Source organism: Corynebacterium tardum, assembly GCF_046717785.1.
Taxonomy (GTDB): domain Bacteria; phylum Actinomycetota; class Actinomycetes; order Mycobacteriales; family Mycobacteriaceae; genus Corynebacterium.
The window spans coordinates 2105695-2127624 of the sequence record NZ_CP177104.1; the positions used below are offsets into that span (position 1 = coordinate 2105695).

Here is a 21930-nt window from a genome sequence, read left to right on the forward strand (position 1 = left end):
CGGCGAACTTCTTTACAGGTTCGGGAACCAGATGGAGATCTCGCGCTCAGCGGACTCCGGGGAGTCGGAACCGTGAACAACGTTCTCGCCCACGGTCAGGGCGAAGTCACCGCGAATGGTGCCCGGGGTGGCCTTCTCGACCGGGTGGGTGCCGCCGGCCAGCTGACGCCATGCAGCAATAGCGGACTCGCCCTCGACAACGCCGGCAACCAGCGGCGCAGAGGTGATGAATTCGACGAGGTCACCGAAGAAAGGCTTGTCCTCGTGCTCGGCGTAGTGCTTCTTCGCGGTCTCCTCGTCGGCAACGCGCAGATCCATGGCCACCAGCTTGAGGCCCTTGCGCTCGATGCGGGAGATGATCTCGCCCACGTGTCCGTTCTTGACGCCATCCGGCTTGATGAGAATGAGTGTACGTTCAGTCATAAGACACAGCCTACCTAAGACTTCCCGCCGCGTCGCGCGAAGCCCTCCTATGTGAGGCGCTGCACAATCCGCTCCGCGCGCTCGTGGCTGGTTCCGCGGAACCACATCTGCACCTGCCGCACGGCGGTGCCGTACTGGCCGTTGTTGAGCAGGCCCTGAAGCTCCTCCTTGTGCCAGCCCTCCAAGTCCTCAAACTCCACCGGGCGCTGCTCGCTCTGATGCTTGAGCATGGCCACCACGAGGAAGATAAAGGCGGGAACGAGCAGTGCGAAGGGCAGGGCAAAGCCGCCGTAGAAGAGCTTGGCAAAGACCGCGGCGAGGCACAGGAGTGCGGAGAGACCGTAGAGGAGGTAGCGCATGCCCGCTAGTCTAGCGCGTCCAGCACGTGCGCCAGCCACATGCGGGAACTCATGAGCAGCCGCTTTGCCGCAGCACTATAGGGCGCCCACAGCTCGAAAGCATGCACGCCACCTTCGACGACCTCGCACTCGGTGGGAACCCCGGCGGACCTCAGGCGCTGGGCGTAGTCCAAGATTTCGCCGTAGAAGAGCTCGCTGTGGCCGGCATACAGCCACGCCGGCGGCAGACCGCTTAGATCCGCGCGGCGGCCGGGGACGGCGTACGGCGCGTCCGGGTTATCACGAACGTAGAAGCGCCAGGCGCGTGCGTTGGAATCCGCATCCCAGATGACGTTGCGCTCCGTGGAGGCCGCGCGGTCATCGAGCATCGGGCAAAACAGCCACTGCCCCACCGGCTGCGTCCCGCCCTCGTCATGCAGCCGCTGGCACAGGGCCGCCGCCAACCCGCCGCCGGCGCTCTGACCGCCGATGACGATTCGGTCGGCGCGCACCCCAAGCTCATCCGCATGGTTAAGGAGCCAGTGGTGGGCCCGGTGGACGTCGTCAAGCGCAGCAGGGTACGGATGCTCCGGGGCGAAACGATAGTGCGGTGCTACCACCGTCACGCCCACCTCCGCGGCGGTCTCCTTGAGGTGCTTGACGTCCTGGCGGGGATGGCCCATGACCAGACCTCCGCCGTGGATCCACAGCACCACCGCGCGGGGGTTCTCCGGCTCGTAGATGGTGGCGTGGATGTCCCTATTCTTCACGCGCCGGGTGCGCACGCCGTGGATATAGGGCGCGGGCCGCAACGCCGGCACCACGCGCCCGGCGTGGCGGATGAAGGGATGCGTGGGATCGAACAGCGACATCACCGCCGCGCCCGCGCGCAGCTCCGGTCGAATGTACACGCCTGCCTACTTCTCGTTGAGGTGCTGCGTGGTGAGGTAGCCGCGGTCCATGCGGGCCACGATGACAGAGCGCATGTACGCCGCCAGCGCCCAGAGGAGGGCGAAGATGATGAAGATGGTGGCCACGGACCAGTGGATCATAAAGCCCAGCACGATGCCAATGAGGTGCACGACGATCTCCACGCCCACAATCCACGGCTTGTTCATAAACGGGAAGGACGCCAACAAGAGCACCATGAAGCCAATGACCACGCCGTAGTTGAACGGGGTCCACAGGGCGCCGTCGTAGAGCTTGTACAACAGCGGCAGGGCCAACACGAAGGTGATGAGCTCCATCGTCAGCGAGCTGGCCACGACCATGCCGCCGAACTGCTTGAGCGGGTCCTTGACCGGGGCCTGACCTAAGCCCAGCGGGCCGATCTCCTCCTCGGGGACGGGCTTGCGAGAACTCATGCGGGCTCCTTTCCAAACAGGGCGCGGGCGTCACCGGCGGTGACCACCGAGCCGGTGATGATGATGCCGGAGCCGGACTGGACCTCGGCGTCTTCGGCCAGCTCGACGGCCTGGGCATAGGCGCCGGGCAGGTCGGGGTCGACGAAGACGCGCTCCTCACCAAAAATATCGCGGGCAAGCTCGGCCAACTCGTAGGCGTCGCGGGCACGGGGCGAGGTGTTCTGGGTGATGACCACCTCCGTGAGCACGGATTCCAGCGCCGTGAGAATGCCAGCTGCATCCTTGTCCGTGAAGATGGACACCACGCCGATGAGGCGGGCGAAGTCGAAGTCGCGGTCAAGTGCTGCGGCTAGCGCCTTCGCGCCGTGCGGGTTGTGGCAGGCATCCAGGAAGGTCGTGGGGCTGGTGCGCACGCGCTCCAAGCGGCCCGGCGACACAGCCTTGGCAAAGCCAGTGCGCACGGAGGCGATGTCGATGGGGTGGCCCGACGACGCCCCGAAGAAGGCCTCCACCGCAGCCAGCGCCACGGCCGCGTTCTTGGCCTGGTGCTCGCCGTGCAGCGGCAAGAAGATGTCCTCGTACACCCCGCCCAAGCCCTGGATGGTCAGCTGCTGGCCGCCCACGGCAATACGGGATTCCAGCGCGGCGAACTCGGAGCCGGAGCGCGCCACGCCGGCGCCGACATCTACGGTGCGCTGCAACAGCACACGCATGGCCTCCGGCTCCTGCTCGGCGATGATAGCAATGTTTTCTCCCGGGGCCAGGACATCGTCGGCGTCGTGCTCGCGGGCCTTAATGATGCCGGCCTTCTCACCGGCGATCTCCGTGATGGTGTCGCCGAGGTACTCGGTGTGGTCCAGGCCTACCGGCATCACGACAGCGACTTCGGCGTTGACCACGTTGGTGGCATCCCACGTGCCGCCGAGGCCGACCTCGACCACGGCGACGTCGATAGGCGCATCAGCGAACGCGGCGTAGGAAATACCCACGAGCACCTCGAAGGTGGACATGGGGATATCGGAGCGGGAGTCCACCATCTCCACGTAGGGCTGAATCTCGCGCCAGATGCGCACGAAGTCGCGCGGGTGGATGGGGCGGCCGTCGATGCCGATACGCTCGGTGACCAGCTGCAGGTGCGGGCTGGTGACCAGGCCCACGCGGCGGTGGAAGGAGCGCAGCAGCGAATCAATCATGCGCGCCGTCGAGGACTTGCCGTTGGTGCCGGCGACCTGGATGACGTGGAAAGAACGCTCCGGATTACCCAGAAGATCCATGAGCATCTCGATGCGCTCGAGACTCGGCGCGATGACGGTTTCTGGGGCGCGGGAGTTGAGCTCCGCGGTGACCTCGGCGAGTTGAGCCAGCTCCTCCGGCGTGGCCTGCTCGGGCGCGGCCTCCTCGTAGTCACCCTCCCCTCCCAGGTTCAAGGTCAGGCCGGAATCGGTGATTTCGACCGGCCCGCCGTCGGTGCCCTCCGCGAGGGCGTCGACGATCTCAAACTCCTCGCGGTTCTTCTCTTCCGCCACTACTTGAGCCCCTCCAGGCGAGCGGTGATGCGCTCGACCTCTTCCTGAGCTACCTGCTGGCGGGTGCGGATCTTCTCCACCACGGCCTCCGGGGCCTTGGATAGGAAGGCCTCGTTACCCAGCTTCTTGCCGGTCTGATCCAGCTCCTTCTGGGCCTTGGCCAGGTCCTTCTCCAGGCGCTTGCGCTCGGCGGCGACGTCCACGGCACCGGAGGTATCCAGCGTGACCTCGACGGTGGCCTGGGACAGGCGCACCTCGATGGAGGCAGAGGCGGTGAAGTCCTCGCCCGGCTCCGTGGTGTTGGCCAGGTTGCGGATGAGGCCTTCCTGCCCCTGCAGGTCGGCCGCGGCGAAGTCGAGGCGGCCCGGGACCTTCTGGGAGGGCTTGACTCCCTGGTCGGAACGGAAGCGGCGCAGCTCCGTGATGAGCTTGTCGGCGTCCTCGATGCGGCGCGCGGCCACCTCGTCCTTTTCTGCGCCACCGTTGGTGTGCTCCTGCGTCGGCCACTGGGCGGTGACGATGGTCTCCCCGCCGGTCAGTGCCTTCCACAGGACTTCGGTGACGAACGGCATGGTCGGGTGCAAAAGGCGCAGGACCACGTCCAGCACGCGGCCCAGGACGATCTGGGTGGTGCGTCCGGTCGCCTGCTCTTCGGCAGAAGCGGCATCAAAGTCGCGCGGGATCTGGGTCTTGGCAATCTCCAGGTACCAGTCACACAGCTCGTCCCACACGTAGTGGTAGAGCAGCTCGTTGGCCTTAGCAAACTGGTAGTCGTCCAGGTAGGCGTCCACCTTGGCGCGGACCTCTTCGGCGCGGTCCAGGATCCAGCGGTCGGCGTCGGTCAGCGCGGCGCGCTCCGGCAGCTCCGCCACGCCCGCGCCGTTCATCAGCGCGAACTTGGTGGCGTTAAACAGCTTGGTGGCAAAGTTGCGGCCGGCCGCAGCTGCGTCGACCGCCAGCGGCAGGTCCACGCCCGGGTTCGCGCCGCGGGCCAGGGTGAAGCGCAGGGCGTCCGCGCCGTAATCGCGCACCCAGTCCATCGGGTCGATGCCGTTGCCCAGGGACTTCGACATCTTGCGGCCCTGCTCATCGCGGACCAGGCCGTGGAGGTAGATGTCCTTAAACGGGACCTGGGGGCGGCCGCCCTCGCCGTTGCCCAAAAGCTCCGGGGTGGCCTGGGCGGCGTAGGTGCCGAACATCATCATGCGGGCCACCCAGAAGAAGAGAATGTCGTAGGCCGTCACCAGCACGTTCGTGGGGAAAAACTTCTCTAAGTCTGCGGTCTTCTCCGGCCAGCCCATGGTGGAGAAGGGCCACAGCGCCGAAGAGAACCAGGTGTCCAAGACGTCCGGGTCCTGCTCGTAGCCAGCCGGCGGCTCCTCGTCGGGGCCGACGCAGACGATGTCTCGTTCCACTTCGCCAGACGCACTTGTGCGCTCTGGCCCGTACCAGATGGGGATGCGGTGGCCCCACCACAGCTGGCGGGAGATGCACCAATCGTGCATGTCATCGACCCATTCGAAGTAGCGCGGCTCCAGCGCCGTCGGGTGGATGGTGGTATCGCCCTCGCGCACGGCATCGCCGGACATCTTCGCCATCTTCTTCACGTCCACGAACCACTGCAGGCTCAGGCGCGGCTCGATGGGCTCGCCGGAGCGCTCCGAGTGGCCCACGGAGTGCACGTAGGGGCGGATCTCCTTGACAATGCGGCCCTGCTCACGAAGCGCCTCGCGGATCTCTACGCGGGCTTCCTCGCGGGTGAGCCCGTCAAACTGCGTGCCGGTGTTGGCGATGTGGCCGGTGGTATCGATGACCGTCGGCATATCCAGGCCGTGGCGCTGGCCCATGGCGTAGTCATTCGGGTCATGCGCCGGAGTGATCTTCACCGCGCCGGTGCCGAAGTCCATGTCCACGTAGTCATCGGCGATGATCTTCAAGCTCAGGTCATCGCGGAAGGGGTGCGGCAGCTCCTTGCCCACCAGGTCCGCGTAGCGTTCGTCGTCCGGGTGCACGGCGATGGCAACGTCACCCAGCATGGTCTCCACACGGGTGGTGGCCACAATGAGGTGCGGCTCTGCGTCGTCCAGCGAGCCATAGCGGATGGACACGAGCTCGCCCTCGACGTCCTTGTACACCACCTCAATGTCGGAGACGGCGGTCTCCAGCACCGGGGACCAGTTGACCAGGCGGTTGGCCTGGTAGATCATGCCGTCGTCGTAGAGCTTCTTGAAGATGGTCTGCACGGCGCGGGACAGGCCGTCATCCAGCGTGAAGCGCTCACGCGACCAGTCCACGGAGTCACCGATGGCGCGCATCTGGTTCTGGATGGTGCCGCCGTACTGCTGCTTCCACTCCCAGACCTTGTTAATGAAGTCCTCGCGCTCGTAATCCCAGCGCTTCTTACCCTCTTCTTCACGCAGCTTCGCCTCCACCTTGGTCTGGGTGGCGATGCCGGCGTGGTCAGCGCCCGGCAGCCACAGGGTGGCAAAGCCCTGCATGCGCTTGCGGCGAATGATGGAATCGATCAGGGTGTGGTCCAGAGCGTGGCCCATGTGCAGCTGGCCGGTGACGTTCGGCGGTGGCAGGACGATGGAGTACGGCTCCGCCTCGGAGGAGGCGTCCGGGGTGAAGTAACCAGCGCTTACCCAGCCTTCGTAGAGGTCCTTCTCCACCGCCTGCGGCTCCCAGGACTTAGGAAGCTGGTCCGCGCGATTAGTGCCAACGAGTTGCTCTTTGTTCTGATCAGTCACCCGCCCAACTCTACCCTGTACGTCAACCAGCACCGCATGCCTGGCTAGAGTAAAGCCATGTCACACATTTCTCCGACACCGCGGCCCGCGCGGCTGCGTACCCGCCACTTCGCCCGCGCCAAAGAAGAGTCCCGTCCCATCGCCTGCCTGACAAGCTATGACTGCATGACTGCCGGGATCTTCGATGAGGCCGGCGTAGAGCTGCTGCTCGTCGGCGATTCGCTGGCCAACGTCGTCCTGGGGCGAGAAACGACGCTCTCCCTCACGCTCGATGAGATCATTCCGCTGGCCCGCGCCGTGGTGGAGGCCACCTCCCGGGCGTTCGTGGTGGTGGACCTTCCTTTCGGCTCCTACGAGGCCGGGCCGGACCAGGCGCTTAAGTCCGCGGTGCGCGTGATGAAGGAGACCGGCGCGCAGGCGGTGAAGCTGGAGGGCGGTGCGGAGCGCGCTGAGATTGTCTCGGCGCTGGTCGGCGCCGGCATCCCCGTGTGCGCCCACATTGGGTTTACCCCGCAGCAGGTGCACGCGCTGGGTGGCTTCGTGGTCCAGGGCCGCGGGGAGGGTGCGGAGCAGTTGCTTGGCGACGCCCACGCGCTCGCCCACGCCGGCGCCTTCGCCGTGGTCTTGGAGATGGTCCCCGCGGACCTGGCGCAGCAGGTCACCGAGGAGCTACCGATCCCCACCATCGGCATCGGCGCCGGCGCGCAGACCGACGGCCAGATCCTCGTCTGGACCGACGCCTTCGGCCTCGGCGGGGCCAAGGCCCCGCGCTTCGTGCGCCGCTTCGCTGACCTGCGCAGCGCGCTCACGGCCGGTGCCGAGGACTACGTCTCTGAGGTGTCAAACCGCACCTTCCCCTCCCCCGAGGAATCGTTCTAAGGAGTAGACCATGCAGATTCTCACAACCAAGCAGCAGCTGCGGGACTTTCGCGCCGAGGTAGCCGGCACTGACGCCGCAGTGGGGTTCGTGCCCACCATGGGTGCGCTTCACTCCGGGCACGCCTCCCTGGTGGAGCGGGCCCGGGCGGAGAACGATGTGGTGGTGTGCTCGGTGTTCGTCAACCCGCTGCAGTTCACCGACTTAGGTGACTGCGAAGACTACCGCGCCTACCCGCGCGACCTCGATGCCGATGCCGCCCTCCTGAAATCCCTGGGCGTCGATGCGGTCTTTGCCCCCAGCGTGGAGGAGATGTATCCGGACGGCACCCCGCGCATCTGGGCGCGCACCGAGGCGATGGGTGAGGTCCTCGAGGGTGCTTCGCGCCCCGGGCACTTCGACGGCGTAGCCACCGTGGTGGCTAAGCTCTTCAACCTGGTGCAGCCCGAGCGCGCCTACTTCGGGCAGAAGGACGCCCAGCAGGTGGCCATCATCCGCCGCCTCGTGGCGGACCTTGACCTGCCGGTCGACATTGTCAGCGCCCCCATCGTGCGCGCGGCGGACGGGGTCGCGGAATCCAGCCGCAATGCGCGCCTAAGCCCCGCCGAGCGCGCGCAGGCCACTGCTCTCTCCCGCGCGCTTTACGCGCTGCGCGACGGCGCCTCCCTGGAGCACGCCCGCGCCCAGCTCGCCGGCTCCCCCGGAGTCACGGTGGACTACCTCACCGTGGTGGACCCGGCCACCCTCGAGCCGGTTGAGACACGCCACCGGCCCGCCCTCGCGCTGGTTGCGGCGGAGGTCGGGCCGGTGCGGCTCATCGATAATTTGGTGCTAGACCACTAGTCCTTGAGCAGGTGCGCGACGGCCTCGCGCTCAGCGCGCAGCTCCGCCACGGAGGCCTCGATGCGCTCCTTCTGGAAGTCGGTGAGCTCGAGCCCCTGGACAATTTCCCACTTGCCGTCGCGCGCGACGGTGGGGAAACCGGCCACCAGGCCCTCGTCCACGCCGTAGGAACCATCGGAGACGATGGCCGCGGTGCGCCAGTCCTCGGTGCCGTGGATCCAATCGTGCATGTGGTCCACCGCGGCCGATGCCGCCGAGGCCGCCGAGGACTTGCCGCGCACGGCGATGATCTCGGCGCCGCGCTTGGCCACCTTGGGGATCATTTCCTTCTCGTACCACTCCTGGTCCACCTCCGCGTTAGAGAAGGTCAGGTCCGGGAACTGGGAGGCGGAGTGGTTGCCCCACACGGCCACCTTGTTCAGCTCCGCGGTGGGCACGCCGGTCTTCAGGGAGACCTGGCTCAGCGTGCGGTTGTGGTCCAAGCGCATCAGCGCGCTGAACTGGCTCGGGTCCAGGTCCGGGGCGCTGTTGGCGGCGATGTAGGCGTTGGTGTTGGCCGGGTTACCCACGACGAGGACGCGGACGTCGCGCGCTGCGACGTCGTTCAGCGCCTTGCCCTGCACCGTAAAGATGGCGCCGTTGGCCTCCAGCAGGTCCGCGCGCTCCATGCCCTTCGTGCGCGGGCGGGAGCCGACGAGGAAGGCAGCCTTGGTGTCCTTGAATGCCACGTTCGGGTCATCGGTGACGGTGATGCCACGCAGGAGCGGGAAGGCCGAGTCATTGAGCTCCATGGCCACGCCCTCTGCGGCGCCGATAGCGGCCGGAATCTCCAGCAGCGCCAGCTCCACCGGGGTGTCCTGGCCGTACACGTCGCCATTGGCAATGCGCCACAGTAGCGAGTAGGCGATGTTGCCGGCGGCGCCGGTGACGGTGATCTTGACGGGTTGGGAAGAAGTCATAGGAAAATCCTTTCGGCGGGGTCTTCTAGCCCCAGCCTAGTCCCGTTTCGCTCTGCAAGGGGGCGATAGTTCACCCCCAAATGAGACGGGTTTTAGCGCCTTTGCACTATCTTTAGACATTTTCGGCATAGTAGTATGCGGCGGCATATCACCGCCTGCTTTTCACGTATATAAGGACGGGACATTCATGACCACTGAGACCACTTCGGCCGACTCCGGCTCTGTGGAGCACGTGATCGATGTTGCGATCGCGGAGTTTTCGGAACACGGCTATGCCGATACGAAGCTCGAAAGCGTCTCGAAGTTGTCCGGCATGTCCAAGCGCATGATCCACTACCACTTCGGGGACAAGAAGGGGCTCTACCAGCAGGCACTGGCCACCGCGGCCCAGCGCCTCAACCCGCCGGAAGGCAGCTTGGAGGTTAACTCTGCCGTCCCAGTAGAGGGCCTGCGTACGCTCGTGGATTGGATCTTTCGGCAGCACATCAAGCACCCGGAGGCCATCCGGATGCTGACCATGGAATCCTCCCACGGGGTGCTGGAATCCTCCCAGGCCGTCATCGACGTCTCCGAGATCTCCCTCCACCTCGACAGACTCCTCATGCTGGGCCAAGATTCCGGCGCGTTCCGCCCGGGCATTTCCGCCAACGATATCTTCACCCTCATCACGGCACTGTCCATGTACCGCGTGACCAACCACGCGATGATGAGTAACCTGCTGGATATCGACATGCATACTCACAACAACACGGAGGGTCTGCACCGCATGGCCGTCGATGCCGTGCTGGCCTTCCTTACGGCGAATATCCCCGATATCGGTTTCGAGTCCTACCTCTCCCAGAATGGGACCGAACTTGAGGCCGAGTCAGCGCCCTTGGACGTCTACTCCACCCAGGATGATGACAGCCTCGACGTCTCCGCCGGGCTTTACGACGACTAACGCCTCCCACCACAAGACCAGAATTCAAAGACCCTCTGCGTCCAGCTTTTCTTGAATTCCCTCGTCACCCGCCACCCTCATGCTTAGAAGGGTCTCACTACCCTAGTCCCTGTGCTCAAGGTGGTGAATCGCTCACATGGCATCCGGCACAAGGCATTATCAAGCGTGAAAATTCCCTCTAGACAGCACAAAAGGCATCTTCAGACCTGAAGATGCCTTTTACGAAATGCCCCTATGGCGGATGCGTGCCTAGGCGGATTCCTTCCGCCTGCTCACTCCGATTGACATGCGCGTTTCGCAGGCACGGTGTCACATACCCAGTCTCTGCGTGAGCTCCGCAGATATCTGTTCCAAGCGTTCGTCCGCACTTTCCCAATCGACGCCGCCCTCACGCACCACCTCGAGGTAACACTTAAGCTTGGGTTCGGTTCCGGACGGGCGAATGATAACGCGGTCATTGGCTTCAGTCTCCAGCACCAAGCCCGGTGTGGAACCAAGACCCTGGTAGCCCTTCGACATGTCACTGGCGCTCGTCACGGGAGAACCCGCGAGGTATGCCGGCGGTGTCTGCAAGACCTCTTGTAACACTGGAGCAATCCGCGTGATGTCATCGAACCGGAACGTTAACGGCTTGGTCTTGTACGTTCCCAGTTCGTTAGCGAGTTCGTCAAGTCTATCCTGCAGATTCTTGCCCGCAGACTTCAGCTCAGCGGCCGCGCAAGCAACAGTGACAGCCGCTGAAATCCCATCCTTGTCTGCCACAGCTTCCGGGTCACAGCAGTACCCGATTGCTTCCTCGTAGCCGAAGCTTAGACCAGGTGTGCGAGCAATCCACTTGAATCCTGTGAGAGTCGTCTTCCACTGTGCGCCGCGCGCCTCAGCAATTCGGCCGAGGAAGCGACTCGACACCACCGAGTTAGCTAGAACTCCACCCTCGCGTGCCAGATAGTCACCCAAGAGGGCTCCGGTTTCGTCCCCGGTGAGCTGTCGCCAGCCATTTTCCGCAGGAATAGCAACAGCACACCGGTCAGCATCGGGGTCCAAGGCTAGGATAATGTCACTTTGTGCTTCGCCTGCCGCAGCGAACGCAAGATCCAGCGCTCCTGGTTCCTCTGGGTTAGGAAAGGCCACCGTGGGGAAATCCGGGTCTGGTTGGGCTTGTTCGGCAACGAGTTTAACGTCAGTAAATCCTGCCGCCTGAAGCGCTTTCACAGCAAGGTCACTACCCACGCCATGCATCGGTGTGAGGGTGATGGCAAGCTCGCGTGGGCCGGACGCGGCCCGTTTCTTGATACGGGCGAGGTACTGCTCTCGGGTATCAACCCGCTCCACTACCCCTGTTGCACTTGCTGTATCACGCGGAATTTCATCAGCTGCAGGTGCTGCAGCGATGGCAGCAGCGATATCTGCGTCGAAAGGCGGCACGATCTGTACACCTTCACCGTCACCAGTCACCACTCGGCCGCCGAGATAAACCTTGTAACCGTTGTCCTGCGGTGGGTTGTGGGAAGCAGTCACCATGACTCCAGCATCCGCCCCCAACTCACGAACGGTGAACGCGGTGAGCGGTGTCGGGTTCTGCGGCGGCAGCACCAGAGCATGACCGCCCGCGGCAGCCACCACATCAGCGACATCGTTGTGAAAATCAGCCGAACCGTAGCGGGCATCGCAGCCGATGACAACCTTGGGCACATCAACGTACTTCTTCAGCACATTCACAAGTCCTGCCGTAGTGCGGATGACCACAGCACGGTTCATCTGGGACTCACCTGGGCCGATCCTTCCGCGCAGACCTGCGGTACCGAATTCCAGAGGTCCTGCAAACAGAGGCTTAAGCGCTTCTTCGTCCCGCGCAGCCACCAGAGTCTCCACCTCAGCGCGGGTAGAGGGATCTGGATCGTGTTCTGCCCACTGCCGCGCAGTCTCCAACAGCGATGCCATTTTAGGCCTCAAATCCCTCGAGCACAGCAGCGGAGGACGAAAGTCCCAGCCTCGTGGCGCCCGCGTCAATCATGGCCTGCGCCGCTTCAGCGTCGCGAATTCCACCGGACGCCTTCACGCCAAGTCGGCCGTCCACGGTGTCTGCCATGAGCTTCACCGCATGGATGGAGGCACCACCCGCAGGGTGGAATCCAGTCGAGGTTTTCACGAAGTCAGCACCAGCACGCTCGGCGGCTTGGCACGTGGCGATAATTTCTTCGTCATCGAGTGCTGCCGATTCAATGATGACCTTCACGATGACTGGAGCGGGCGCCGCGTCACGCACCGCCTTGATGTCAGCCTCCACTGCCTCGTAGTCATGGGTCTTCACCTGTGAAAGGTTGACCACCATGTCGATTTCCTCGGCGCCATCCTCCACCGCGCGGTCGGTCTCAGCCGCCTTCACTTCAGACTTCACAGCTCCGGAAGGAAAGCCCACCACGGTAGCCACGTGAACGCCAGCAGGCACCTCGACCGGCAATTGGTTCGGGGAGACACAAATGGAATACGTGCCCAGCTCCCCAGCTTCCTTCGCCAATGCGGCTACCTGGTCCGGAGTAGCTTCCGGCTTCAGCAGGGTGTGGTCAATCATCTGGGCAACGTCAGTACGGGAAGTCATATTTTCTCCTTGAAATAGAAAGTTCAGCTAGCTGATTCGGTCGAGGATGATCTTGCGCTCTTCAGACAGCGGCTGCTCGGTGATGGTAAAGCCGCTGTTAAGGACCTCCAGAGAGCGTTCAAAACGATCCGGGGTTTCGGTGTGCAGCGTGAACAGCTTCTGACCCTTGGCCACCTTTTCACCCTTGGTGGCGTGCAGTTCGATACCAGCGGTGGCCTGAACCGGATCCTCCTTACGGGCGCGGCCTGCGCCGAGACGCCACGAGCTTACGCCAACTGCGAGGGCATCGAGTTCGGTGAGGTAGCCGTCAGAGTCCGCGATGACATCATGCGTGTGTGTAGCCACGGGAAGCGCAGCATCTGGATCCCCACCCTGGGCCTTGATCATTTGCTTCCATTTATCCATGGCGCGTCCATCTTTAAGTGCTGCCTCTACATCGGCATCGTGAACTCCAGCCGCCTCAAGCATCTCACGGGCCAGGGCAACGGTGAGCTCCACAACGTCAGCCGGACCGCCACCGGCCAGAACCTCCACGGATTCCTCCACTTCAAGGGCATTTCCTACCTTGCGGCCCAGCGGTGTGGACATGTCAGTCAGCAGCGCAGTCGTCTTCGTTCCAGCGTCCTTACCCAAATCAACCATGGTCTGGGCCAGCTCACGTGCCTGCTCTTCGCTCTTCATGAAAGCACCGGAGCCCACCTTGACGTCCAGCACGAGGGAGGACGTGCCTTCAGCAATCTTCTTAGACATGATGGAGGAGGCAATCAGCGGAATGGCCTCCACCGTGGAGGTAGTATCGCGCAAGGCGTAAATTTTCTTGTCTGCTGGGGCCAGCCCGGAACCCGCGGCGCAGATGATGCAGCCGGGATCCTCAAGGATTTCCATCATGCGCTCGTTAGAGATATCCGCCTGCCAGCCCGGGATAGCTTCGAGCTTGTCCAGGGTGCCGCCCGTGTGGCCAAGTCCGCGACCAGAAAGCTGCGGAACGGCAACGCCAAACGCTGCTACTAGCGGAGCAAGTGGCAGCGTGATCTTGTCCCCCACGCCGCCCGTGGAGTGCTTATCTGCGGTCTTCTTCGAGAGGGAATCGAAGCTCATCGTCTCGCCAGAGGCAATCATGGCCTTGGTCCAGCGGGAGATCTCCTCACGGTTCATGCCATTGAGAAAGATGGCCATGTTGAGGGCAGCCATCTGCTCATCCACCACCACGCCGCGCGTGTATGCGTCGATGATCCAGTCGATCTCGTCAGAGCTCAGCACCCCCTTGTCACGCTTGACTCGGATAACGTCGACTGCATCGAACTTCTCTGCCATGACAACTCCTTAATTAATGGCTCAACGTGCGGAGTGCGAAAACCGCTCATGTGCTGTGCGACACATTAAAATCGGCCTTGTGTATCGCAACACGTACCATTATCATCGTTGTTAGAACAGATGTCAATGGGGAGTTTTCATTTTGTTCTCACAGTGTAGAAACGCCCCTCCCCGACCGCGAGAAAGGACTGCGTTGTCATGGACACCACAGAAAACACAACGCCAACGGACGTTGAGCTTTTGGAAAAAGCGAGGGAAGCCGCTCACCACGCATGGGCTCCCTACTCGTCGTTCCCGGTCGGAGCGGCCATACTTCTCGATGATGGCCGGGTCATCACCGGTTCCAACGTCGAAAACGCCTCTAGCCCGTTGGGCATCTGCGCCGAACGCAATGCCGCCGCCCACATGATCACCTCTGGTGAAGTCACCGCCGATGACGGACACCTGCCACATCTGCCGACGATCCTCGCGGTGGCCATCGTGGGCCTGAAGGCCGAGCCGTGCTACCCCTGCGGTGCATGTCGCCAGGTCTTGCGCGAATTCAACTGCCAACGAGTCATCGTGTCCGTTGATGGAGCTCCCCGAAGCCTCGCTTTCAGCGAAATTCTTCCTAACTCTTTTGGCCCTGAGGCCCTCTAACAGAATGGTCTGATATTCATGGAACGCCTTCAAGGCCTCTTGGGAATCCTCGCGATTCTCGCGGTCATCTACGTACTTTCCAATTCCCGCAAAAACATCAAATGGCGCACGATCGGAGTCGGTCTCGCCCTCCAGATCGTTTTCTGCTACCTAGTGCTGGCATGGGAGCCAGGCTTTAAAGCCCTAGAAGCCGTCTCTCACGGCTTGACCAAGCTCACGGATTTCACCAATGAGGGAACGTCTTTCGTCTTCGGAGGCCTGTTGGGCGAAGATTTCATCTTCGCCCTCAATGTCCTCCCCGTCGTCATCTTCTTGGGCGCCATTATCGCGGCGCTCTACTACCTCCGCGTCATCCAATACCTTGTCGAGTACATCGGCTCCGGCATCAAATGGATCATGGGCACCTCCAAAGTGGAGTCCGTGTGGGCCACGACAGTTATCTTCCTCGGCCAATCTGAGGCACCTCTCGTTATTAAGCCTTATCTGCCTAAGCTCACACGTTCAGAGCTGTACACCTGCATGGTCGGTGGTTTTGCGTCAGTGGCAGGCTCCACGCTCATCGGCTACTCTCTGTTGGGCGCACCACTTGAGTACCTGCTTGCAGCTTCTCTGATGAATGCGCCAGGCTCCCTCCTTGTTGCCAAGGGTCTTATGCCGGAGACTGAGGAGTCCAACCTCGACGCCACGGTTAAAGACGTTCGGGACACCGAGTCCAAAAACATCATTGATGCCATCAGTAGCGGCGCTATGGCCGGCGGCAAGATCGCCATTTCCGTGGCCTGTCTGCTCATCGCCTTCATCGCCATGATCGCCATGCTCTCTGCGATCCTCGGCGGCGTGGGGTCCATCTTCGGCCAAGACAATTGGTCTCTGGAAGGCCTATTTGGACTTCTCTTCGCGCCAGTCGCTTGGCTTATCGGTGTCCCCTGGGACGACGTCATGCAGGTCGGTAACTTCATCGGACAGAAAACCATCCTTAACGAGTTCGTCGGCTACACCGCCTTCGGAGAGAGCATCGACCAACTCAGCGATAAGGCCATCATGCTGTCCTCCTTCGCTCTCGCAGGCTTTGCCAACATCTCATCCATAGGCATCCAGATCGGTGCCATCGGCGGCCTCGTGCCCGAGCGCCGAGGCGAAATTGCCAAGCTGGGCCCCAAGGCCTTACTTGGTGGCTTCTTGACCAACATGCTCAACGCCGCGATCGTGGGTGTGATCGTCGCCCCGATGGTCCTCTAAAGTCTCACTGACTACACAGCCCCTTCCTTTTACCGGAGGGGGCCTTAACCATGTCACAGTTCCAGCAGACGGTTCGCAGTCTCTTTGTCAATCACCATGTGCGTAGCTAACTGCATCCGCAATGCCGTATCGATGGCCCTCGTTTTTTGCAGACCGCCAGCCACCATGAAGCGCTGAGGTATCCGCTTCAAGTCCTCGAGAGAAATGCCCACAGTACGCGCATCCACCGACGGCTCCGCAATGGCCCCATCGGGCGTGTAAAAGCGCGAACACGCATCTCCAACGGCTTTCTCCTCCAGCGCAGTGATGTCCTCTTCATTGAGGTACCCAAGGTTAAGGAGCAAGCTGTCACGCGATACCGCCCCCACGGTAAATACCGCCAAGTCTGCCTGTCGGCCTGCATTCAAGATGGAGGAGATATGCCGGTCTTCTTCGACTATCTTTTTGGCTTCGGCAGAGTCAAAAATCACCGGCAATGGAAGGCTCAACGCTTCTGCGCCAAATGCTGAGCTGATGCGCTTGAGCGTATCCATGTCATTCGTCACTCGGCTGGAGTGCGAGTGTCCGCCTTTGAGCTGAACGATTTCAACTCCAGCAACGCTTTTAGGCTGTAGGTGGCGCGCGACCGAATACATGGTATTTCCCCACGAAATGCCCACACTCATGCCGTCGTGCACGAGCTCGTGAAGCATTTTTGCACCTACTCGCCCTAAACCCTCTGTGAGGGTATCTTCGTCACCTCGCGGACTGAACACGAGGCGGACGTCCTCGAGTCCGTAGCGTTGTATCAAACGCTGCCCAAATTCATCGCCGTCTTCGCGCGGATCATGGATCTCCACCGTGACAAATCCACGAGCCTTCGCGTGCTGGAGCAGTTTAGCCACAGTCGGGCGAGAAAGGCCCATCTCAACTGCCACTTCCCCTTGGCTCATGCCACCGCGATGGTAGAGCTTGGCCACCTGCAATGATTGCTCGTCACGCTGGTCCATAAGGCGCGCCTCCTATCCGCTTCTATCCTAAACCTCAAAAATGGCCGACCGATGCCTCCCCCAGCACCAATCGGCCACAATCTTTCACCGAGTTCAGGCGGATTCCTTCGCCTCGTCCGAGTAGACGAACTCCGGCTCGCCCTCCCCATTCACACAGGCCTCGGTGATGTGCACGCTGGCGATGTCCTCGCGGTCCGGCAAGTCATACATGACCGGCACGAGCAGCTCCTCCATGATGGCGCGCAGGCCGCGGGCGCCGGTCTTGCGCTCGAGGGCCAGCTCCGCAATGGCTTCGAGCGCAGCGTCATCGAACACCAGCTCCGAACCGTCCATACTGAACAGGCGCTGGTACTGCTTTACCAAGGAGTTCTTCGGCTCCATGAGGACCTTGACCAGGGACTCGCGGTCCAAATTATCCACCGTGGCCACGACGGGAAGGCGGCCAATGAACTCCGGGATCAGGCCGAACTTCACCAAGTCCTCGGGGCGGACTTGGGAGAAGAGGTCCGCGGCTTCCATCTCCTGCTTGGTCTCCAGCTCCGCGCCGAAGCCCACGCCTTTCTTGCCCACACGCTCCGAAATCACCTTGTCCAGACCCGCAAAGGCGCCGGCCACGATGAAGAGAATGTTGGACGTATCCAGCTGGATGAATTCCTGGTTCGGGTGTTTGCGCCCGCCCTGCGGCGGGATGGCCGCCACGGTGCCCTCGAGAATCTTCAGTAGGGCCTGCTGCACGCCTTCACCAGAGACGTCACGGGTAATGGAGGGGTTCTCCGATTTACGGGAGATCTTATCCACCTCGTCGACGTAAATGATGCCGTGCTGCGCGCGCTCCACGTCGAAATCCGCCGCCTGCAGCAGTTTGAGCAGGATGTTCTCCACGTCCTCGCCCACATAGCCGGCCTCGGTGAGGCTGGTGGCATCGGCGATGGCAAAGGGAACGTCGAGCAACCGGGCCAAGGTCTGCGCCAAGTAGGTCTTTCCGGAACCCGTGGGGCCCAGCATGAGGATGTTGGACTTGGCAATCTCCACGTCCTCCTCCTGCGCCTTCTTGCGGCGGCTTTCCAGGCCCGCGGCCTCCTCGGCCTTGATGCGCTTGTAGTGGTTGTACACCGCCACGGACAGCACGCGCTTGGCTTTGTCCTGGCCAATAACGTACTTATCCAGGAACGCCGAAATCTCCGAGGGCCGCGGGAGGCGGGTTTCCTTCTCCTCCTCGGACGCAGCCCGGGCGGCACCGAGCTCTTCCTCAATGATCTCGTTGCAGAGCTCAATGCACTCATCGCAAATGTAGACGCCGCCGCCGGCGATAAGCTTCTTCACCTGCTTTTGGCTCTTTCCACAGAAGGAACACTTGAGCAGGTCAGCGCTTTCTTGCATACGTGCCATGAAGCCCTTTCAACTCTCTTTTGGGTGCATGGTGGGGCACTTCTTGTTTTCGTCCCCACCGGTCTCATTCACACTCTAGTCAACGACTCCGACGCGAGTCTCATTCCCACAGAGTGGCGCGCCATTGAATTTAAAACCCCAGTTAATAGACATAGACAGAGCGGTTCATTAACTTACTGTCTAACCTTCCCCGTAAGAAAGAATTTCATGGATATCCGCGAACTCATTGACCGCTCCCCTATGGGCGCACGCCAGTGGCTCATCATCGCCATCGCCCTCTACCTCAACGCCCTCGATGGCTACGACATGGTGGCGATGGCCTTTGGTGCGGGCTCAGTGAGCGAAGAGTTTGCGCTGTCTGATTCCGCCCTCGGCTGGTTGCTCTCCGCCGCCCTCATCGGCATTGGGCTCGGCTCGCTCTTTCTCGCCCCGCTGGCGGACCGTTGGGGCCGCACCAAGCTCATTACTGTATCGCTGCTCATTGACTTAGCAGGCCTGGTTCTCACTGCCCTGGCGCCGACGTTTAGCCTGCTGCTTTTCTTCCGCGTCATCACCGGTATCGGCGTCGGTGGCGTGCTCGTGTGCGTCACCGTGCTCGTCAGCGAGTACTCCAACCTTCGCTTCCGCGGGCTCGCCGTCGCCATTTACGCCTCCGGCTATGGTCTCGGTGCATCCCTGTGCGGTGTCATCGCCTCCTCCTTCGACACGTGGCAGCCCATCTTTTGGACCGGCGCCGCTCTCACCGTCGTGGCTCTCGCGCTTACCGTCGCCTTTGTTCCGGAATCTGCCGACTTCCTCGCCGCCCGTGGCCGGATGGATACAGTGCGCAGCATCGCCGCCACGCTGAAGCTGACTGGCGACGTCAGCGTCCGCCCCCGCACCGAGCACAAAACCTCCTACAAGGAACTCATCTCCCCGCAGTTCCTCCGGACCTCCATTAAGCTCTGGCTGGCGTTTAGCTTCATCATGTTTGCCTACAACTTCACCTCCCAATGGACCCCGAAGCTGCTCACCGCCGAGGGCCTTACCGCACAGCAGGGAATCCTGGGCGGAATCGTGCTCTCCTTCGGCGGCGCCATCGGCGCCATCCTCTTTGGTCTTCTCACCACCCGTATCGACGCCCGTCCCCTCCTCATCGTCTTCAGCCTCATCTCCGCAGCGGTGCTCGTCGGTTTCATCACCTCCACCGCCGTAACAGGGTTGATGTTCGCACTCGGCGTCGGCGTAGGCCTGACCCTGAACGCGTGCATTTCCGGCCTCTATACGGTGACCCCGGAGGCCTACCCCTCGGCCCTGCGCACGACGGGAACCGGCGCGGCCATTGGCATCGCGCGCGTTGGAGCAACTCTCGCCCCCATCGCCGCCGGCTACCTCCTCGAGAACGGGTGGACCCCGACTGGCCTCTACACCCTCGCTGGATCGACCGCAGTGTTGGCCGCGGTATCCCTCGTTGGCGTGCGCGCCTACACCTCCACTACAACGGCAGCACCCCAGCCGGTGTCGGTCGGAGCCCGCGCCTAACGCCTCTCCGTTCTCGTTGCCGGTGAGCCCAGATACGCGGCCCACCTGGAAAACATGTGAAAAGCCCCGCCCCCGGAATCATCCGGGAAGGCGGGGCAACGCGCTTTCTGGCGCGGCTGAATTAGGCGTTCAGCTTGCGGTAGTCAAAGACGGTATCGATGAGGCCGTACTCCACTGCCTCCTGGGCGGTGAGGATCTTGTCACGGTCGGTATCGATGCGGACCTGCTCCGCGGTATTGCCGGTGTGCTCCGCCAGGGTCTCCTCCATGAGGCGGCGCATACGCTCGATCTCGTTGGCCTCGATCTCCAGGTCGGAGACCTGGCCCTGCGTGCCCTGCGTGCGCGGCTGGTGAATCAGCACGCGGGAGTTCGGCAGCGCGGCACGCTTGCCCGGAGCGCCGGCTGCGAGCAACACGGCGGCGGCGGAGGCAGCCTGGCCCAGGCACACGGTCTGCACGTCCGGGCGGACGTAGCGCATGGTGTCGTAGATAGCCATCAGCGCGGTGAACGAGCCACCCGGGGAGTTGATATACATCGTGATATCGCGGTCTGGGTCCTGAGACTCCAGCACCAGCAGCTGCGCCATGATGTCGTTGGCGGAGGTGTCATCGACCTGGGTGCCCAGGAAGATGATGCGCTCCTCAAACAGCTTGGAGTAGGGGTTGGTGGTCTTGGATCCCTGCGCGTTCTGCTCAATAAACTCTGGCAGAACGTAGCGGGAAGAAGGCATCTGAAGGTTAGACATTGTATTAAGGCTCCTTGTTCCCTAGTTGCTGATAGGACCGTTGACGGACTCGATGACGTGGTCGACAATTCCGTACTCCTTGGCCTGCTGGGCGGTGAACCAGCGGTCACGGTCAGAGTCCTTGGTGATCTGCTCGAAGGTCTGGCCGGTGTGCTCAGCGATGAGCTCAGCCATCTCACGCTTGGTCTGCGCGAACTGCTCAGCCTGGATGGCGATGTCAGCTGCGGTACCACCGACACCAGCGGAAGGCTGGTGCATCATGATGCGCGCGTGCGGCAGAGCGTAGCGCTTGCCCTTGGTGCCGCCGGAGAGAAGGAACTGCCCCATGGAGGCAGCCAGGCCCATGCCATACGTAGCCACATCGCACGGCGAGTACTTCATCGTGTCGTAGATGGCCATGCCCGCGGTGACAGAGCCACCCGGGGAGTTGATGTAAAGCGAAATGTCGCGAGTGGGGTCCTCGGCAGACAGCAGGAGGATCTGGGCGCAAAGCTTGTTCGCAATCTCATCATCGACCTGGGTTCCCAGGAAGATAATGCGCTCGCGCAACAGGCGCTCGTACACGCTATCGCTCAGATTCATACCCGTAGACGACGAGTTCATTGAAATCTTCTCAGACATTAGTGGTTCTCCTTCAAGTGAAGAATGCTTTAACTGGCCCCACCTTACCGGCATTCCTCTCAAACTTGGCCTCTGTTCGCTATGAGCGTTGGGACACAGCGCCAAAGGCACATACGGAAGCTGGGTTAACATTTACTCATGTCTGTTTCTGAGCTGTCCACCAGTACCCAGAACTATTTGAAAGCTATCTGGGGGCTAAAGGAATGGTCATCCGAGCCCGTAACCGCCACCCTTATTGCGGCACAACTAGGGCTCAAGCTCTCCTCGGTTTCCGACGCAGTGCGCAAAATGACGAAGCAAGGGCTTGTGTCACACACGCCCTATGGCTCTGTGGAATTAACCAAACTTGGCAGGCAGTACGCATTGGTCATGGTGCGCCGCCACCGATTGCTGGAGTCTTTTTTGGTTCAAGCATTGGACTATACGTGGGACGAGGTCCATGATGAAGCCGAAAATCTTGAACACGCGGTATCTGACATGCTCATAGAGCGCGTGGATGAGTTCCTCAATTACCCCACTAGGGATCCACACGGCGACCCTATCCCTACGGTTGATGGACAGATCACAATCCCCAGTGCGCATCGCCTCACCGACAGCGGTGCACAATCGCAGGTGACCGTGGAACGCATTTCTGATTCCGACCCACAACTGCTGAAGTTCCTTGAAGAGCGCGGCATTGTCACTGGGGCTGTTCTTAGCACGCGCGAGGGAGCGCCCTTTTCAGATTCTCTCGAAATACAGGTGGCCGGCAGCACTCAGTGGGTAGTACTTGGACGCCCAGCTACCGACGCAGTGTTTGTAGCACACAACAACCTTTAGACCTTCCCCTTTGCATTAATCCTGCTCTCACCTGC

Annotated in this window: 21 protein-coding genes; 7 read left to right on the top strand and 14 right to left on the bottom strand. The window is 62.0% G+C overall.

The features are described from left to right. Positions 1–12: 12 nt before the first annotated feature. Genes ndk through ACLI1P_RS10220 form a run of 6 tightly spaced genes read right to left on the bottom strand, consistent with a single transcriptional unit; the run spans position 13 to position 6401 of the window. Positions 13–423, bottom strand: a complete 411-nt coding sequence (gene ndk, locus ACLI1P_RS10195; protein WP_296134871.1) for a nucleoside-diphosphate kinase — start codon at positions 421–423, stop codon at positions 13–15. Between the two features lie 47 nt (positions 424–470). Further along, a complete protein-coding gene (locus ACLI1P_RS10200; protein WP_411708794.1) occupies positions 471–782 on the bottom strand; it encodes a hypothetical protein in 312 nt (103 codons plus the stop codon). A 5-nt stretch (positions 783–787) separates the two neighbouring features. Next, positions 788–1672, bottom strand: coding sequence for an alpha/beta hydrolase (locus ACLI1P_RS10205; protein WP_411708795.1), 885 nt, complete (start codon positions 1670–1672; stop codon positions 788–790). Between the two features lie 6 nt (positions 1673–1678). Next, entirely contained in the window at positions 1679–2125 is a 447-nt protein-coding gene (locus ACLI1P_RS10210; RefSeq protein ID WP_411708796.1) for a DUF4233 domain-containing protein, read from the bottom strand. Next, positions 2122–3651: a bifunctional tetrahydrofolate synthase/dihydrofolate synthase gene (folC, locus tag ACLI1P_RS10215; protein WP_411708797.1), complete on the bottom strand. Its 1530-nt coding sequence runs from the start codon at positions 3649–3651 to the stop codon at positions 2122–2124. The genes ACLI1P_RS10210 and folC overlap by 4 nt, the downstream gene beginning before the upstream one ends. Next, on the bottom strand, positions 3651–6401 hold the full coding sequence (locus ACLI1P_RS10220; protein ID WP_411708798.1) for a valine--tRNA ligase: 2751 nt from the start codon (positions 6399–6401) through the stop codon (positions 3651–3653). Before ACLI1P_RS10220 ends, folC begins: the two co-directional genes overlap by 1 nt. 57 nt (positions 6402–6458) lie before the next feature. Here ACLI1P_RS10220 and panB point away from each other — a divergent pair, with 57 nt between their 5' ends. Together panB and panC are read left to right on the top strand one after the other, a co-directional pair. Continuing rightward, positions 6459–7280, top strand: coding sequence for a 3-methyl-2-oxobutanoate hydroxymethyltransferase (panB, locus tag ACLI1P_RS10225; RefSeq protein ID WP_411708799.1), 822 nt, complete (start codon positions 6459–6461; stop codon positions 7278–7280). Between the two features lie 10 nt (positions 7281–7290). Further along, positions 7291–8121 carry a pantoate--beta-alanine ligase gene (panC, locus tag ACLI1P_RS10230; RefSeq protein WP_411708800.1) on the top strand — a complete coding sequence of 277 codons (831 nt, stop codon included), beginning with the start codon at positions 7291–7293 and terminating at the stop codon, positions 8119–8121. Here panC and ACLI1P_RS10235 read toward each other — a convergent pair. Further along, on the bottom strand, positions 8118–9080 hold the full coding sequence (locus ACLI1P_RS10235) for a malate dehydrogenase (RefSeq protein WP_411708801.1): 963 nt from the start codon (positions 9078–9080) through the stop codon (positions 8118–8120). The two genes, panC and ACLI1P_RS10235, sit on opposite strands and share 4 nt — an antisense overlap. A 187-nt stretch (positions 9081–9267) precedes the next feature. Between ACLI1P_RS10235 and ACLI1P_RS10240 the strand changes: the two genes are divergently transcribed. Continuing rightward, positions 9268–10020 (top strand): TetR/AcrR family transcriptional regulator, encoded by a 753-nt coding sequence (locus ACLI1P_RS10240; RefSeq protein ID WP_411708802.1) that lies wholly within the window; start codon positions 9268–9270, stop codon positions 10018–10020. Between the two features lie 309 nt (positions 10021–10329). On the opposite strand, the gene ACLI1P_RS10245 is transcribed toward ACLI1P_RS10240, so the two are convergent. From ACLI1P_RS10245 to ACLI1P_RS10255, 3 genes are read right to left on the bottom strand one after another with little or no spacing between them, the layout of a single operon-like run. Then, the gene (locus tag ACLI1P_RS10245; RefSeq protein ID WP_411708803.1) at positions 10330–11961 is read right to left on the bottom strand and encodes a phospho-sugar mutase; all 1632 of its coding nucleotides are present in this window, start codon (positions 11959–11961) and stop codon (positions 10330–10332) included. 1 nt (position 11962) lies between these two features. Beyond that, entirely contained in the window at positions 11963–12619 is a 657-nt protein-coding gene (deoC, locus tag ACLI1P_RS10250; RefSeq protein ID WP_411708804.1) for a deoxyribose-phosphate aldolase, read from the bottom strand. A 27-nt stretch (positions 12620–12646) separates the two neighbouring features. Then, on the bottom strand, positions 12647–13933 hold the full coding sequence (locus tag ACLI1P_RS10255; protein WP_411708805.1) for a thymidine phosphorylase: 1287 nt from the start codon (positions 13931–13933) through the stop codon (positions 12647–12649). A gap of 198 nt (positions 13934–14131) precedes the next feature. Here ACLI1P_RS10255 and ACLI1P_RS10260 point away from each other — a divergent pair, with 198 nt between their 5' ends. Both ACLI1P_RS10260 and ACLI1P_RS10265 read left to right on the top strand, forming a co-directional pair. Next, complete coding sequence (locus ACLI1P_RS10260; RefSeq protein WP_411708806.1) at positions 14132–14572, top strand: cytidine deaminase; 441 nt, start codon at positions 14132–14134, stop codon at positions 14570–14572. Positions 14573–14590: 18 nt separating this feature from the next. Continuing rightward, positions 14591–15811: a NupC/NupG family nucleoside CNT transporter gene (locus ACLI1P_RS10265; protein ID WP_411708807.1), complete on the top strand. Its 1221-nt coding sequence runs from the start codon at positions 14591–14593 to the stop codon at positions 15809–15811. Positions 15812–15864: 53 nt separating this feature from the next. Here the strand turns inward: ACLI1P_RS10265 and ACLI1P_RS10270 are convergent, their stop codons facing one another. Beyond that, positions 15865–16800, bottom strand: coding sequence for a sugar-binding transcriptional regulator (locus ACLI1P_RS10270; RefSeq protein ID WP_411708808.1), 936 nt, complete (start codon positions 16798–16800; stop codon positions 15865–15867). Between the two features lie 93 nt (positions 16801–16893). After that, on the bottom strand, positions 16894–18189 hold the full coding sequence (clpX, locus tag ACLI1P_RS10275) for an ATP-dependent Clp protease ATP-binding subunit ClpX (protein WP_411708809.1): 1296 nt from the start codon (positions 18187–18189) through the stop codon (positions 16894–16896). A 207-nt stretch (positions 18190–18396) separates the two neighbouring features. Here clpX and ACLI1P_RS10280 point away from each other — a divergent pair, with 207 nt between their 5' ends. Beyond that, entirely contained in the window at positions 18397–19710 is a 1314-nt protein-coding gene (locus tag ACLI1P_RS10280; RefSeq protein WP_411708810.1) for an MFS transporter, read from the top strand. 121 nt (positions 19711–19831) lie between these two features. Here the strand turns inward: ACLI1P_RS10280 and ACLI1P_RS10285 are convergent, their stop codons facing one another. Both ACLI1P_RS10285 and ACLI1P_RS10290 read right to left on the bottom strand, forming a co-directional pair. Continuing rightward, a complete protein-coding gene (locus ACLI1P_RS10285) occupies positions 19832–20455 on the bottom strand; it encodes an ATP-dependent Clp protease proteolytic subunit (RefSeq protein WP_411708811.1) in 624 nt (207 codons plus the stop codon). 21 nt (positions 20456–20476) lie between these two features. Beyond that, positions 20477–21076 (bottom strand): ATP-dependent Clp protease proteolytic subunit, encoded by a 600-nt coding sequence (locus ACLI1P_RS10290; RefSeq protein ID WP_042531994.1) that lies wholly within the window; start codon positions 21074–21076, stop codon positions 20477–20479. A 138-nt stretch (positions 21077–21214) separates the two neighbouring features. Between ACLI1P_RS10290 and ACLI1P_RS10295 the strand changes: the two genes are divergently transcribed. Next, complete coding sequence (locus ACLI1P_RS10295) at positions 21215–21895, top strand: metal-dependent transcriptional regulator (protein ID WP_411708812.1); 681 nt, start codon at positions 21215–21217, stop codon at positions 21893–21895. Positions 21896–21930: the final 35 nt, after the last annotated feature.

Excerpts from the sequence above, each read along its gene's own strand:
- ACLI1P_RS10290 (WP_042531994.1), bottom strand. The coding sequence starts at position 21,076 with ATGTCTGAGAAGATTTCAATGAACTCGTCGTCTACGGGTATGAATCTG.
- ACLI1P_RS10280 (WP_411708810.1), top strand. The coding sequence starts at position 18,397 with ATGGATATCCGCGAACTCATTGACCGCTCCCCTATGGGCGCACGCCAG.
- ACLI1P_RS10295 (WP_411708812.1), top strand. The coding sequence starts at position 21,215 with ATGTCTGTTTCTGAGCTGTCCACCAGTACCCAGAACTATTTGAAAGCT.
- ACLI1P_RS10210 (WP_411708796.1), bottom strand. The coding sequence starts at position 2,125 with ATGAGTTCTCGCAAGCCCGTCCCCGAGGAGGAGATCGGCCCGCTGGGC.
- ACLI1P_RS10285 (WP_411708811.1), bottom strand. The coding sequence starts at position 20,455 with ATGTCTAACCTTCAGATGCCTTCTTCCCGCTACGTTCTGCCAGAGTTT.
- ACLI1P_RS10270 (WP_411708808.1), bottom strand. The coding sequence starts at position 16,800 with ATGGACCAGCGTGACGAGCAATCATTGCAGGTGGCCAAGCTCTACCAT.
- ACLI1P_RS10265 (WP_411708807.1), top strand. The coding sequence starts at position 14,591 with ATGGAACGCCTTCAAGGCCTCTTGGGAATCCTCGCGATTCTCGCGGTC.
- ACLI1P_RS10260 (WP_411708806.1), top strand. The coding sequence starts at position 14,132 with ATGGACACCACAGAAAACACAACGCCAACGGACGTTGAGCTTTTGGAA.
- ACLI1P_RS10235 (WP_411708801.1), bottom strand. The coding sequence starts at position 9,080 with ATGACTTCTTCCCAACCCGTCAAGATCACCGTCACCGGCGCCGCCGGC.
- deoC (WP_411708804.1), bottom strand. The coding sequence starts at position 12,619 with ATGACTTCCCGTACTGACGTTGCCCAGATGATTGACCACACCCTGCTG.
- clpX (WP_411708809.1), bottom strand. The coding sequence starts at position 18,189 with ATGGCACGTATGCAAGAAAGCGCTGACCTGCTCAAGTGTTCCTTCTGT.
- ACLI1P_RS10240 (WP_411708802.1), top strand. The coding sequence starts at position 9,268 with ATGACCACTGAGACCACTTCGGCCGACTCCGGCTCTGTGGAGCACGTG.
- ACLI1P_RS10200 (WP_411708794.1), bottom strand. The coding sequence starts at position 782 with ATGCGCTACCTCCTCTACGGTCTCTCCGCACTCCTGTGCCTCGCCGCG.
- panC (WP_411708800.1), top strand. The coding sequence starts at position 7,291 with ATGCAGATTCTCACAACCAAGCAGCAGCTGCGGGACTTTCGCGCCGAG.
- ndk (WP_296134871.1), bottom strand. The coding sequence starts at position 423 with ATGACTGAACGTACACTCATTCTCATCAAGCCGGATGGCGTCAAGAAC.
- ACLI1P_RS10245 (WP_411708803.1), bottom strand. The coding sequence starts at position 11,961 with ATGGCATCGCTGTTGGAGACTGCGCGGCAGTGGGCAGAACACGATCCA.
- ACLI1P_RS10255 (WP_411708805.1), bottom strand. The coding sequence starts at position 13,933 with ATGGCAGAGAAGTTCGATGCAGTCGACGTTATCCGAGTCAAGCGTGAC.
- panB (WP_411708799.1), top strand. The coding sequence starts at position 6,459 with ATGTCACACATTTCTCCGACACCGCGGCCCGCGCGGCTGCGTACCCGC.